General features: G+C 41.5%; 13 protein-coding genes. All 13 read left to right on the top strand.

Translation table 11 applies throughout. The annotated features are described in order from the left end of the window. Positions 1–103 precede the first annotated feature (103 nt). The 13 genes from topA (at position 104) to fliI (ending at position 13636) form a co-directional block, all read left to right on the top strand. A complete protein-coding gene (gene topA, locus BGM23_RS13400) occupies positions 104–2179 on the top strand; it encodes a type I DNA topoisomerase (RefSeq protein WP_038428950.1) in 2076 nt (691 codons plus the stop codon). Positions 2180–2254: 75 nt separating this feature from the next. After that, the gene (gene trmFO / locus BGM23_RS13395; RefSeq protein WP_003244725.1) at positions 2255–3562 is read left to right on the top strand and encodes an FADH(2)-oxidizing methylenetetrahydrofolate--tRNA-(uracil(54)-C(5))-methyltransferase TrmFO; all 1308 of its coding nucleotides are present in this window, start codon (positions 2255–2257) and stop codon (positions 3560–3562) included. A 67-nt stretch (positions 3563–3629) separates the two neighbouring features. After that, on the top strand, positions 3630–4544 hold the full coding sequence (gene xerC, locus BGM23_RS13390) for a tyrosine recombinase XerC (RefSeq protein WP_003231988.1): 915 nt from the start codon (positions 3630–3632) through the stop codon (positions 4542–4544). Positions 4545–4556: 12 nt separating this feature from the next. Next, positions 4557–5102, top strand: coding sequence for an ATP-dependent protease subunit ClpQ (gene clpQ, locus BGM23_RS13385; protein WP_003238555.1), 546 nt, complete (start codon positions 4557–4559; stop codon positions 5100–5102). 16 nt (positions 5103–5118) lie between these two features. Beyond that, positions 5119–6522 carry an ATP-dependent protease ATPase subunit HslU gene (gene hslU, locus BGM23_RS13380; RefSeq protein WP_003245556.1) on the top strand — a complete coding sequence of 468 codons (1404 nt, stop codon included), beginning with the start codon at positions 5119–5121 and terminating at the stop codon, positions 6520–6522. A 39-nt stretch (positions 6523–6561) separates the two neighbouring features. Continuing rightward, on the top strand, positions 6562–7341 hold the full coding sequence (codY, locus tag BGM23_RS13375; RefSeq protein ID WP_003220850.1) for a GTP-sensing pleiotropic transcriptional regulator CodY: 780 nt from the start codon (positions 6562–6564) through the stop codon (positions 7339–7341). A 379-nt stretch (positions 7342–7720) separates the two neighbouring features. Next, positions 7721–8110 (top strand): flagellar basal body rod protein FlgB, encoded by a 390-nt coding sequence (flgB, locus tag BGM23_RS13370; RefSeq protein ID WP_029726489.1) that lies wholly within the window; start codon positions 7721–7723, stop codon positions 8108–8110. Further along, positions 8110–8562, top strand: coding sequence for a flagellar basal body rod protein FlgC (flgC, locus tag BGM23_RS13365; protein ID WP_003245521.1), 453 nt, complete (start codon positions 8110–8112; stop codon positions 8560–8562). The genes flgB and flgC overlap by 1 nt, the downstream gene beginning before the upstream one ends. 10 nt (positions 8563–8572) lie before the next feature. Continuing rightward, entirely contained in the window at positions 8573–8893 is a 321-nt protein-coding gene (fliE, locus tag BGM23_RS13360; RefSeq protein WP_003238544.1) for a flagellar hook-basal body complex protein FliE, read from the top strand. A gap of 45 nt (positions 8894–8938) precedes the next feature. Beyond that, positions 8939–10549 (top strand): flagellar basal-body MS-ring/collar protein FliF, encoded by a 1611-nt coding sequence (fliF, locus tag BGM23_RS13355; protein WP_010886506.1) that lies wholly within the window; start codon positions 8939–8941, stop codon positions 10547–10549. Between the two features lie 12 nt (positions 10550–10561). Beyond that, on the top strand, positions 10562–11578 hold the full coding sequence (gene fliG / locus BGM23_RS13350; protein WP_003231981.1) for a flagellar motor switch protein FliG: 1017 nt from the start codon (positions 10562–10564) through the stop codon (positions 11576–11578). Then, positions 11571–12323, top strand: coding sequence for a flagellar assembly protein FliH (fliH, locus tag BGM23_RS13345; RefSeq protein WP_003244804.1), 753 nt, complete (start codon positions 11571–11573; stop codon positions 12321–12323). Before fliG ends, fliH begins: the two co-directional genes overlap by 8 nt. Next, positions 12320–13636 (top strand): flagellar protein export ATPase FliI, encoded by a 1317-nt coding sequence (gene fliI, locus BGM23_RS13340; protein ID WP_015715886.1) that lies wholly within the window; start codon positions 12320–12322, stop codon positions 13634–13636. The genes fliH and fliI overlap by 4 nt, the downstream gene beginning before the upstream one ends. Positions 13637–13638 lie beyond the last annotated feature (2 nt).

Below are 13638 nucleotides of genomic sequence, written 5' to 3'. Positions count from 1 at the left end.
TTCATGATAAAGAATGAAATGTTGAAAGCCAAATAAAGACAGCTGCAAAAATAAAATTGAAATATCTTGAAAAGAGAGAGAACACCTCTTGAGGGGGATGAAAATGTCTGATTATCTAGTCATCGTGGAATCGCCCGCTAAGGCGAAAACGATTGAACGTTACTTAGGTAAAAAATATAAAGTAAAAGCATCAATGGGACATGTCCGGGATCTTCCAAAAAGTCAAATGGGAGTTGACATAGAACAGAATTTTGAACCGAAATATATTACCATTCGAGGTAAAGGCCCGGTATTAAAAGAGCTGAAAACGGCTGCGAAAAAAGCCAAAAAAGTGTATCTCGCAGCCGACCCCGACAGAGAAGGGGAAGCGATTGCATGGCATTTGGCACACAGTCTTGATTTAGATCTCAACTCAGACTGCCGTGTGGTGTTTAACGAAATTACAAAAGACGCTATTAAGGAATCGTTTAAGCATCCCCGCATGATCAATATGGATTTAGTGGATGCACAGCAAGCGAGACGTATTTTAGACAGGCTTGTCGGATATAAAATCAGTCCAATCTTATGGAAAAAAGTCAAAAAAGGGCTTAGCGCAGGACGCGTGCAATCCGTTGCCCTCCGTTTGATTATTGACCGTGAAAAAGAGATTAACGACTTTAAGCCTGAGGAATATTGGACAATTGACGGTACGTTCTTAAAAGGTCAAGAAACCTTTGAAGCGAGCTTTTTCGGGAAAAACGGCAAAAAACTTCCTTTAAATAGTGAAGCTGATGTAAAAGAGATTCTTTCTCAGCTCAAAGGGAATCAATATACAGTTGAAAAAGTAACCAAAAAGGAACGCAAACGTAATCCCGCTTTGCCTTTTACCACTTCTACCCTGCAGCAGGAAGCGGCTCGCAAGCTCAATTTCAGAGCGAAGAAAACGATGATGATTGCACAGCAATTATATGAAGGAATTGATTTAGGAAGAGAAGGAACGGTTGGTCTGATCACGTATATGAGAACGGATTCAACCCGTATTTCAAATACGGCTGTTGATGAAGCAGCTGCATTTATTGATCAGACATATGGAAAAGAGTTCCTAGGCGGAAAACGGAAGCCTGCGAAAAAGAATGAAAATGCCCAGGATGCCCACGAAGCAATTCGGCCGACATCAGTTCTTAGAAAACCAAGTGAATTAAAAGCAGTCCTCGGCAGAGACCAAATGAGACTGTATAAATTAATTTGGGAGCGTTTTGTTGCCAGCCAAATGGCACCGGCTGTTCTCGATACAATGAGTGTCGACCTGACAAACAACGGTTTGACATTTCGTGCAAATGGAAGTAAAGTCAAGTTTTCCGGGTTTATGAAGGTGTATGTTGAAGGAAAAGACGATCAAATGGAAGAAAAAGACCGGATGCTGCCTGACTTACAAGAAGGCGACACGGTATTATCAAAAGATATAGAACCTGAGCAGCATTTTACCCAGCCGCCTCCGCGATATACTGAGGCCCGGCTTGTTAAAACCCTTGAAGAACGCGGTATCGGCCGTCCATCCACATATGCTCCGACACTTGATACTATTCAGCGGCGCGGCTACGTGGCATTGGATAATAAACGTTTCGTTCCGACTGAATTAGGTCAGATCGTTCTTGACTTGATCATGGAGTTTTTCCCTGAGATCATTAACGTTGAGTTTACAGCTAAAATGGAGAGAGATCTTGATCATGTTGAAGAAGGAAATACCGAATGGGTCAAGATTATCGATAATTTCTACACCGATTTTGAAAAACGCGTGAAAAAAGCCGAATCGGAAATGAAGGAAGTTGAGATTGAACCAGAGTATGCTGGAGAAGATTGTGAATTGTGCAGTTCTCCAATGGTATATAAAATGGGACGGTACGGTAAATTCTTAGCTTGCTCCAACTTCCCTGACTGCCGGAACACGAAACCGATTGTGAAACAAATTGGTGTGAAGTGCCCGAGCTGCGGAGAAGGAAACATTGTTGAGCGAAAATCGAAAAAGAAACGGGTGTTTTACGGCTGTGACCGTTATCCGGACTGTGAATTCGTATCATGGGACAAACCAATTGAACGAAAATGCCCGAAATGCGAAAAAATGCTCGTCGAGAAAAAACTCAAAAAAGGTATACAAGTCCAATGCGTGGAATGCGATTATAAGGAAGAACCACAGAAGTAGCGGTGAGCAGGGTCTTGCTCACCTTCTTTGTGTGTTAAAAGAAGGCCTTGAATAATAAACTAGGAGATGTGAAAGATGAACCAACAAACAGTGAATGTAATCGGAGCCGGACTCGCAGGAAGTGAAGCAGCATGGCAGCTTGCCAAACGTGGGATTCAAGTCAAATTGTATGAAATGCGGCCAGTTAAACAAACGCCTGCGCACCATACAGATAAATTTGCTGAGCTTGTCTGCAGCAACTCTCTTCGCTCTAATACACTTGCTAACGCTGTCGGTGTATTAAAGGAAGAAATGCGTGCGCTTGATTCAGCCATTATCGCTGCGGCTGACGAATGTTCGGTGCCTGCCGGGGGCGCTCTTGCAGTAGACCGTCATGAATTTGCCGCAAGTGTGACAAATCGGGTGAAAAATCATCCAAACGTAACCGTTATTAATGAAGAAGTGACTGAAATTCCTGAAGGCCCTACTATCATCGCAACGGGTCCGTTAACATCTGAATCGCTGTCTGCCCAGCTGAAGGAGCTGACTGGAGAGGACTATTTATATTTTTATGACGCAGCGGCGCCAATTGTAGAAAAAGACAGCCTTGATATGGATAAAGTGTACCTAAAATCCCGTTATGATAAAGGTGAAGCAGCATATTTGAACTGCCCGATGACAGAAGAAGAGTTTGACCGTTTTCATGAAGCATTAACATCAGCAGAAACAGTGCCGTTAAAAGAATTTGAAAAAGAGATTTTCTTTGAAGGCTGCATGCCGATTGAAGTTATGGCAAAACGGGGTAAGAAAACAATGCTTTTCGGTCCGATGAAACCGGTTGGTCTAGAGCATCCTGTTACAGGAAAACGCCCTTATGCCGTCGTTCAGCTCAGACAGGATGATGCTGCGGGAACACTTTATAATATTGTAGGATTCCAGACTCATTTAAAATGGGGAGACCAAAAGGAAGTTCTCAAGTTGATTCCAGGACTTGAAAATGTAGAAATCGTCAGATATGGCGTGATGCACAGAAACACATTTATTAACTCTCCAAGCCTGTTAAAGCCGACTTATCAATTTAAAAACCGCAGTGATCTGTTCTTTGCAGGCCAAATGACGGGAGTAGAAGGATATGTGGAATCAGCTGCCTCAGGACTTGTAGCAGGCATTAATGCGGCGAAGCTTGTATTGGGAGAAGAGCTTGTGATCTTCCCTCAGGAAACAGCAATTGGCAGTATGGCACATTATATTACAACAACAAACCAGAAGAACTTCCAGCCGATGAATGCAAACTTTGGGCTTTTGAAAGAATTGCCAGTTAAAATTAAAAATAAAAAAGAACGAAATGAACAATACGCGAACCGTGCGATTGAAACAATTCAAACAATTTCGAAAACAATATAGGTATTGATTGCAACCCGAGCGCGATTTGTGATACCATTTAAAAGCCCTTCCTGGGGAGGTATTAGGCATGGAGAATGTTAAGAATTTCGTAAAGTTATTCGTTGAATATTTACAAATTGAAAAAAATTATTCACAATATACTATTGTGAATTATGTGGATTCAATTGAAGAATTCGAGACTTTCCTGCGCGTTCAAGGTATAAATGGATTTGAAGAAGCTGCATATCAAGATACTAGGATTTTTTTGACAGAAGCCTATGAAAAAGGTTTATCGAGAAGAACAATAAGCAAAAAGATATCTGCATTAAGAAGCTTTTATAAGTTTCTGATGCGGGAAAAGCTTATTGAAGAAAATCCGTTTCAGCTTGTTCATCTGCCAAAACAGGAGAAACGGATACCGAAGTTTCTATATCAAAAAGAGCTTGAGGAGCTGTTTGAAGTTTCAGATATAAGCCAGCCGGCCGGAATGAGGGATCAAGCGCTGTTAGAGCTGCTCTATGCCACTGGAATGAGGGTCAGTGAATGCTGTTCCATAACTATTAACGATGTTGATTTATTTATGGACACTGTGCTTGTTCACGGTAAAGGCAAGAAGCAGCGCTATATCCCCTTTGGGTCTTATGCCCGCGAAGCGTTGAAGGTATACATGAATAGCGGAAGACAGTGCTTGCTGATGAAGGCAAAAGAACCTCATGATCTATTATTCGTAAATCAAAGAGGCGGACCGCTTACAGCCCGTGGCATCAGACATATTTTAAGCGGGCTTGTTCAAAAAGCGTCAAGCACTTTACATATCCATCCGCATATGCTTCGACATACGTTCGCCACGCATCTGTTAAATGAAGGAGCGGATTTGAGAAGCGTTCAAGAACTGCTCGGGCATTCCAATCTGTCTTCTACACAGATATACACGCACGTTTCGAAGGAAATGTTGAGAAACACATATATGTCTCACCATCCAAGAGCATTTAAGAAAAATTAAAGGAGGCCCTTTATGTCATCTTTTCATGCGACCACAATATTTGCCGTACAGCATAAAGGACGAAGCGCTATGTCCGGAGACGGCCAAGTAACATTTGGTCAGGCTGTTGTCATGAAACACACGGCACGGAAAGTGAGAAAACTGTTTAACGGCAAAGTTCTTGCTGGTTTTGCGGGATCTGTTGCAGACGCTTTCACTTTATTCGAAAAGTTTGAAGCTAAGCTTGAAGAATATAACGGCAACTTAAAACGGGCGGCTGTTGAGCTTGCGAAGGAATGGCGCAGTGATAAAGTGCTAAGAAAGCTCGAAGCCATGCTGATTGTTATGAATCAGGATACTTTGCTTCTCGTATCGGGAACAGGCGAGGTGATCGAACCAGATGACGGCATTCTCGCGATTGGATCAGGAGGCAATTACGCTTTGGCAGCGGGAAGAGCACTGAAAAAGCATGCCGGTGAAAGCATGTCTGCAAGTGAGATTGCCAGAGCCGCGTTAGAAACAGCAGGCGAAATTTGTGTTTACACGAACGATCAAATCATACTGGAAGAGCTTGAATAGAAAGGACTTGAGGCGCATGGAAAAAAAACCGTTAACTCCTAGACAGATTGTAGATCGGTTAGACCAATATATTGTCGGTCAGCAAAATGCGAAAAAAGCTGTCGCCGTGGCATTAAGAAACCGCTATAGAAGAAGTCTTCTGGATGAAAAGCTGAAGGACGAGGTCGTTCCGAAAAACATTTTAATGATGGGTCCTACCGGCGTCGGGAAAACTGAAATTGCCAGACGAATCGCTAAGCTTTCAGGTGCGCCATTTATCAAAATTGAAGCTACTAAATTTACCGAAGTCGGCTATGTAGGCAGAGATGTTGAATCAATGGTCAGAGATCTTGTGGAGACTTCTGTTCGGCTTATAAAAGAAGAGAAAATGAATGAAGTAAAGGAACAGGCAGAAGAAAATGCAAACAAACGCATTGTTCGTCTGTTAGTTCCTGGGAAGAAAAAACAATCTGGCGTTAAAAATCCGTTTGAAATGTTTTTTGGAGGCAGCCAGCCGAATGGTGAAGATGAGGCGGAGAGCCAGGAAGAAGCAAACATCGAAGAAAAAAGAAAACGAATGGCGCATCAGCTGGCTTTAGGAGAGCTCGAAGACTACTATGTAACAGTAGAAGTCGAAGAACAGCAGCCTTCTATGTTTGACATGCTGCAGGGCTCAGGTATGGAGCAGATGGGTATGAACATGCAGGATGCGCTGAGCGGATTAATGCCAAAGAAAAAGAAGCGGCGCAAAATGACAGTCAGAGAAGCCAGAAAAGTCCTGACGAATGAAGAAGCAAGCAAACTCATCGATATGGATGAAGTCGGCCAGGAAGCTGTTCAGAGAGCAGAAGAGAGCGGGATTATCTTTATTGATGAGATTGATAAAATCGCAAAGAACGGCGGTGCATCTTCTTCTGCCGATGTTTCAAGAGAAGGCGTTCAGCGGGATATCCTGCCGATTGTTGAGGGTTCAACCGTTGTCACAAAATATGGTTCTGTAAAAACAGACCATGTATTATTTATTGCAGCAGGAGCGTTTCATATGGCCAAACCGTCTGATTTGATTCCTGAGCTGCAGGGGCGTTTCCCGATTCGTGTAGAACTGAACAAACTCACGGTAGACGACTTCGTGAGAATTTTGGTTGAGCCGGATAATGCGCTGCTGAAACAATATCAGGCATTATTGCAGACAGAAGGTATATCTCTTGAATTTTCTGACGAAGCTATTCATAAGATTGCTGAAGTTGCTTATCATGTGAACCAGGACACAGATAATATCGGTGCGAGACGCCTTCATACAATACTTGAACGCCTATTAGAAGATTTGTCGTTTGAAGCTCCAGATGTAACGATGGAGAAAATAACGATTACACCACAGTATGTCGAAGAAAAGCTCGGAACGATAGCCAAAAACAAAGATTTAAGTCAATTTATATTGTGAAAAATTTAATATGAGGAATGTTTAGGAGGATTATTTATCATGGCTTTATTACAAAAAACAAGAATTATTAACTCCATGCTGCAAGCTGCGGCAGGGAAACCGGTAAACTTCAAGGAAATGGCGGAGACGCTGCGGGATGTAATTGATTCCAATATTTTCGTTGTAAGCCGCAGAGGGAAACTCCTTGGGTATTCTATTAACCAGCAAATTGAAAATGATCGTATGAAAAAAATGCTTGAGGATCGTCAATTCCCTGAAGAATATACGAAAAATCTGTTTAATGTCCCTGAAACATCTTCTAACTTGGATATTAATAGTGAATATACTGCTTTCCCTGTTGAGAACAGAGACCTGTTTCAAGCTGGTTTAACAACAATTGTGCCGATCATCGGAGGCGGGGAAAGATTAGGAACACTTATTCTTTCACGTTTACAAGATCAATTCAATGACGATGACTTAATTCTAGCTGAATACGGCGCAACAGTTGTCGGAATGGAAATCCTAAGAGAAAAAGCAGAAGAAATTGAAGAGGAAGCAAGAAGCAAAGCTGTCGTACAAATGGCTATCAGCTCGCTTTCTTACAGTGAGCTTGAAGCAATTGAGCACATTTTTGAGGAGCTTGACGGAAACGAAGGTCTTCTTGTTGCAAGTAAAATTGCTGACCGTGTAGGCATTACCCGTTCTGTTATTGTGAACGCACTCAGAAAGCTGGAGAGCGCCGGTGTTATCGAGTCTAGATCATTAGGAATGAAAGGTACTTATATCAAGGTACTAAACAACAAATTCCTAATTGAATTAGAAAATCTAAAATCTCATTAATCACAAAAAGAACCCTTTTTGAGGGTTCTTTTTTTATTTCAAATAAAGGAAATCAATAAGCTTTATTTCCTGGGTTGAAAGTCTTTCTATGTAATACTTTTAATAAATTTTGCATTTTTCTTCAAAAAGTTTCAAAAATGCCGAAAAGAAAGGAGAAAAAACAGAAATTCTGTTATTTTCAGGCTTATATCAAGGCGAGAAATGTAGTTCTAACAATCTAGGACTTTATACCTAGTTGCAAAATAGATAATTGTGAGGACATTTTTTTACACGAACTTCATAGACTTTATGCCTGTTATTTCTTACAATAAGCATATAGTTTTACAATTCTCGACAAGGATATTGAGGGTGAAAAAAACTGAAATGGAGGTAAGTGGATTTGAGCTTATTTTCTGGAACGATACAAAATCTTGAAAATGCCTTGAGTAGAGCGGATATTAAGCAAAAAGTCATAACTAATAATATCGCCAATATAGATACACCGAACTATAAGGCGAAAAAAGTCTCTTTCCAAAATTTATTAGATCAAGAATCCTCGCGTCTTGAAGCGATAAAAACAGACTATCGTCATGTTGATTTTTCTGATACTGATTCGAATTATTCAATTGTTGCGAGAGGAGATACATCGTATCAGCAAAACGGAAACAATGTTGATGTTGACAAAGAGATGACAGAATTGGCGCAAAATCAAATCAACTATCAAGCTTTGGTTGAAAGAATGAACGGTAAATTTAATTCGCTGAAGACCGTATTAACAGGAGGAAAATGATGACAGCTTTTCATAGCTTAAATGTTTCAGCATCGGCTTTAACAGCTCAGCGAGTCAGAATGGACGTTGTATCATCTAACTTAGCAAATATGGATACGACAAGAGCTAAGCAGGTGAATGGAGAGTGGGTGCCTTACAGAAGAAAAATGGTCTCCCTTCAGTCAAAAGGTGAATCGTTCTCTTCCATTCTCAATTCTCAAATGAGCGGAAGCGGGAATGCTGGAAACGGTGTGAAGGTTTCAAAAATTACGGAGGATGATTCGGATTTTAATCTTGTCTATGATCCGACAGACCCTGATGCAAACGCTGAAGGATATGTACAAAAGCCTAATGTTGATCCATTAAAGGAAATGGTTGATCTTGTCAGCAGCACCAGATCATACGAGGCGAATGTCACGGCGATGAATGCCACAAAGGGAATGCTGATGAAGGCGTTAGAAATCGGAAAGTAGGTGAATGAATGTGATTAATGCAATTTCTCCTTTTCAGGTTCAAAATACTCAAAACACTCAAAATGCAACAAATCAAGTAAACAATAGCCAAAAAACAGATTCTTCAAATCAAACAAGCTTTTCGGAGCTTTTAAAAAACTCTATTAGTTCGTTAAATGAGTCCCAAGTAGCTTCTGACAACATGACTAATGCCTTGGCTGCAGGAAAAGATGTAAATCTTGATGAGGTCATGATCGCTGCTCAAAAAGCCAGCATCTCTCTAACTGCAGCAACAGAGTTCCGCAATAAAGCTGTGGAAGCTTATCAGGAGATTATGAGAATGCAAATGTAGGGGGTCTGACGATTTAGAGAAAGAGTGGAATGACCGGGGGTTAACATGAATCGTACTCTAATGCAAATGAAAAACAAAACGAGTGAGTTTTGGAAAAATAGATCTAAATTACAAAAGATTTTAATGGTTAGTGCTTTAGCGGCAATTATTATTATTGGAATTATTATTAGTGTTTTTGCTTCGAATTCTAAAATGGCGCCGCTGTACAAAGATTTGTCTGCCGAAGAAGCAGGACAAATCAAAGAAGAATTGGATGCAAAAAAAGTGCCAAACGAACTTTCGAATGGCGGTACAGTGATTAGTGTTCCGGAGGATCAGGTTGATTCTTTGAAAGTGCAGATGGCTGCAGAAGGACTTCCTAAAACGGGATCAATTGATTATTCGTTTTTTGGACAGAATGCCGGCTTTGGTTTGACAGACAATGAGTTTGATATGGTGAAAGTGAAAGCTACACAGACAGAACTGTCAAACTTGATCAATGAAATGGACGGTATTAAAAATTCAAAAGTAATGATTAATCTCCCGAAAGACGCTGTGTTTGTCGGTGAGGAGCAATCTGCAGCATCTGCATCAATCGTTTTGCAGATTCAACCGGGTTATACACTTGATCAAAGCCAAATCAACGGATTATATCATCTGGTATCTAAAAGCGTGCCAAACCTAAAAGAAGATAACATCGTCATCATGGACCAAAATTCTACATACTACGACAAATCAGACAGCGATGCAGGGTCCTACGCGGATAGTTATTCTTCTCAGCAAGGAATTAAGTCTCAAGTTGAAAAAGACATTCAAAAACATGTACAGTCATTGCTGGGTACGATGATGGGCCAAGATAAAGTCGTTGTCTCCGTTACAGCAGACATTGATTTCACAAAAGAAAATCGGACAGAAGACATTGTCGAGCCTGTGGATAAAGAAAACATGGAAGGTATTGCAGTCAGCGCTGAAAAGGTATCTGAAACATATCAGGGCGACGGTGCAGCCAACGGCGGAACTGCCGGAACCGGCGAGGAAGATGTTACAAATTATAAGGCTGACGGTGAAAATACCGAAAGCGGGAACTACGAAAAAAACAGCAACAAAATCAATTACGAGGTTAACCGAATTCATAAAGAAATCGCTGAAAGTCCTTATAAGGTCAGAGATTTAGGGATTCAAGTAATGGTAGAGCCGCCTGATGCCAAAAACACTGCGTCGCTATCAACTGAAAGACAGGATGATATACAAAAAATCCTTTCAACTGTAGTCAGAACATCTTTGGATAAAGATGAAACGCAAAATCAGAATTTATCTGATGCTGATATCAATAATAAGATTGTTGTTTCCGTTCAGCCATTCGACGGAAAAGTCAATTTGGATACAAATACGGAAGAATCCTCAGGTATCCCGCTGTGGGCATATATTGTAGGCGGTGTTTTAATCGCAGCGATCATTGTTCTGATCATTATGCTTATCAGAAAGAAACGGGCGCAAGAGGATGAATTTGAGGAATATGAGTATGAGGTTCCTCAAGAACCAATCAATTTGCCTGATATCAACGAAGAGGAAAATGAAACAGCGGAATCAGTCAGACGAAAACAGCTTGAAAAGATGGCGAAAGACAAGCCGGAAGATTTTGCAAAACTGCTGAGAAGCTGGCTGGCCGAGGATTAGGAGGAATTAGAAATGGCGAGACGTGATCAAGATAAGCTTACAGGAAAACAAAAAGCAGCCATTCTCATGATTTCCTTGGGGTTAGATGTGTCAGCTTCTGTCTATAAGCACTTAACCGATGAAGAAATTGAAAGGCTTACTCTGGAAATATCAGGTGTTCGAAGCGTCGATCATCAAAAAAAGGATGAAATCATAGAAGAATTTCATAATATAGCCATTGCGCAAGATTATATTTCTCAAGGCGGTTTAAGCTATGCAAGACAAGTTCTGGAAAAGGCGCTTGGAGAGGATAAGGCGGAGAACATTCTAAACAGGCTGACTTCTTCTTTGCAGGTTAAACCATTTGATTTTGCCAGAAAAGCGGAGCCTGAACAAATTTTGAATTTTATCCAGCAAGAGCATCCGCAGACGATGGCGTTAATCTTGTCTTATTTGGATCCAGTGCAGGCTGGGCAAATTTTATCCGAGCTGAATCCTGAAGTACAGGCTGAGGTTGCGAGAAGAATCGCGGTCATGGATAGAACGTCTCCAGAAATAATTAATGAGGTAGAACGGATTCTGGAACAAAAATTATCTTCTGCATTTACTCAGGATTATACACAAACAGGCGGAATTGAAGCTGTTGTGGAAGTGTTAAACGGGGTAGACAGAGGGACAGAGAAGACGATCTTGGATTCATTGGAAATTCAGGATCCCGATCTTGCTGAAGAGATTAAAAAGCGGATGTTTGTCTTCGAAGATATTGTCACACTTGATAACCGTGCCATTCAGAGAGTCATTCGCGATGTTGAGAACGACGATTTGCTCCTTTCATTAAAGGTTGCAAGCGAGGAAGTCAAAGAAATTGTATTCAACAATATGTCACAGCGTATGGTTGAAACCTTCAAAGAAGAAATGGAATTTATGGGCCCTGTACGCTTGAAAGATGTAGAAGAAGCTCAATCGAGAATTGTAAGCATCGTCAGAAAGCTTGAAGAAGCCGGTGAAATTGTGATAGCAAGAGGCGGAGGGGATGATATTATTGTCTAATATCATTAAACAAGAATCATCTATTTCTCCACAAAAGGAAAAAAGAAAACTTTCTATACAAGAGGTGCGTATTGATCATTCTCACCTTTTGCAGGCTGAAGAGAACCCGGAGGCGCTTATGGCCCGAGTGAAAGAGGAAGCTGATCGGATTTCTGAGCAGGCAAACAGTCATATAGAAAATATTCGCCGTCAAATTGAACAGGAGAAAAACGATTGGGCGGCTGAAAAACAGAAGCTTATTGAAGAAGCAAAAGCCGAGGGCTTTGAACAAGGAGTAGCGCTGGGCAAAGCTGAGGCAATGAAACAGTATGCAGAACTGATCGGCCAAGCAAACAGTATAACTGAAATGTCCAGAAAAGCTGTTGAGGACAAGCTTGAAGACGCTAATGAAGAAATCGTTGAGCTTGCCGTTGCCCTAGCAAAAAAAGTTTGGCAGCAAAAGTCTGATGATAAAGAGGCTTTCCTCCTGCTTGTACAACAGGTTATAAACGAAGTGAAGGAATATGACGATATATCAATTTATGTTGATCCATATTACTATGAGACAATCTTTCAGCAAAAAGATGAAATCCAGCAGCTTCTTTATAAAGAATGCCGGCTTGGCATATATGCTGATGAAAAAGCTCAAAAAGGAACCTGTTATATTGAAACTCCTTTTGGCAGGGTAGATGCGAGTGTTGACACACAATTGATGCAATTGAAAGATAAACTTCTGACAGCGCTGGAAGCAGGTGCAGCTGAATGAAGACACAGAGTCTGATAGATTGTATAGAAATGACAGACTCGTATAAACGGTACGGAAAAGTCAAGCGGGTCATCGGCCTGATGATTGAATCAAAAGGGCCAGCAAGCTCAATTGGCGACGTGTGCCTGATTTATGCAAAAGGACAATCTGGGAAAGTCATTAAAGCTGAGGTAGTCGGCTTCCAGGAAGAAAATATTTTGCTTATGCCTTATTTAGAGGCTGCGAGCATTGCACCTGGCAGCATTGTAGAAGCTACTGGGGAATCACTTCGGGTTAAAGTTGGAACCGGACTGATTGGACAAGTCATCGATGCTTTTGGAGAACCGCTTGACGGAAAACTTCTGCCTAAAGGGCTTTCGCCTGTATCAACGGAGCAATCACCGCCCAACCCGATGAAACGGCCGCCTATCCGTGAAAAGATGGGTGTTGGAGTCAGATCAATTGACAGCTTGCTGACAGTCGGTAAAGGCCAGCGGATTGGAATTTTTGCAGGAAGCGGTGTCGGAAAAAGCACCTTAATGGGGATGATCGCCAAGCAGACAGAGGCTGACTTAAACGTCATTGCACTTGTCGGAGAACGCGGACGAGAGGTTCGGGAGTTTATTGAAAAAGATCTGGGGAAAGAGGGGCTGAAACGATCGATTGTAGTCGTTGCCACCTCAGACCAGCCAGCATTAATGAGATTGAAAGCGGCATATACAGCGACTGCAATTGCCGAGTATTTCCGAGATAAAGGCCAAAATGTCATGTTTATGATGGATTCTGTTACAAGGGTGGCAATGGCGCAGCGAGAGATTGGACTGGCTGCAGGAGAGCCTCCGACGACAAAAGGTTATACACCTTCAGTGTTCGCTATTTTACCTCGTTTACTAGAACGAACAGGTGCAAACGAGCATGGAACCATTACGGCATTTTATACAGTGTTGGTAGACGGGGATGACATGAATGAGCCGATTGCCGATACCGTACGCGGAATTTTAGACGGACATATTGTGTTGGACAGGGCGCTTGCCAATAAAGGCCAGTTTCCTGCAGTTAACGTACTAAAAAGCATCAGCAGGGTGATGTCAAACATTTCAACAAAACAGCATCTGGATGCGGCAAATAAATTCCGTGAACTTTTATCGACATATCAAAATTCGGAAGATCTCATTAATATCGGAGCTTACAAAAGAGGATCATCCAGAGAAATTGATGAAGCGATACAATTTTATCCGCAGCTTATTCAATTTTTAAAGCAGGGAACAGACGAACCGGCTTTATTGGAAGAAAGCATTGCTGCATTAACTAGTTTGACAGGAAATGAGGAATAAAC

It is taken from the genome of Bacillus sp. FJAT-14266, assembly GCF_001719225.1.
Lineage (GTDB): Bacteria > Bacillota > Bacilli > Bacillales > Bacillaceae > Bacillus > Bacillus subtilis.
Note: the sequence above shows the minus strand (reverse complement) of the source record. Positions and strands in the feature narration are given on the sequence as shown.

What these genes read in the sequence shown, in the direction of transcription:
- topA (WP_038428950.1), top strand. Translation starts at nt 104, where the DNA reads ATGTCTGATTATCTAGTCATCGTGGAATCGCCCGCTAAGGCGAAAACG.
- trmFO (WP_003244725.1), top strand. Translation starts at nt 2,255, where the DNA reads ATGAACCAACAAACAGTGAATGTAATCGGAGCCGGACTCGCAGGAAGT.
- xerC (WP_003231988.1), top strand. Translation starts at nt 3,630, where the DNA reads ATGGAGAATGTTAAGAATTTCGTAAAGTTATTCGTTGAATATTTACAA.
- clpQ (WP_003238555.1), top strand. Translation starts at nt 4,557, where the DNA reads ATGTCATCTTTTCATGCGACCACAATATTTGCCGTACAGCATAAAGGA.
- hslU (WP_003245556.1), top strand. Translation starts at nt 5,119, where the DNA reads ATGGAAAAAAAACCGTTAACTCCTAGACAGATTGTAGATCGGTTAGAC.
- codY (WP_003220850.1), top strand. Translation starts at nt 6,562, where the DNA reads ATGGCTTTATTACAAAAAACAAGAATTATTAACTCCATGCTGCAAGCT.
- flgC (WP_003245521.1), top strand. Translation starts at nt 8,110, where the DNA reads ATGACAGCTTTTCATAGCTTAAATGTTTCAGCATCGGCTTTAACAGCT.
- fliF (WP_010886506.1), top strand. Translation starts at nt 8,939, where the DNA reads ATGAATCGTACTCTAATGCAAATGAAAAACAAAACGAGTGAGTTTTGG.
- fliG (WP_003231981.1), top strand. Translation starts at nt 10,562, where the DNA reads ATGGCGAGACGTGATCAAGATAAGCTTACAGGAAAACAAAAAGCAGCC.
- fliI (WP_015715886.1), top strand. Translation starts at nt 12,320, where the DNA reads ATGAAGACACAGAGTCTGATAGATTGTATAGAAATGACAGACTCGTAT.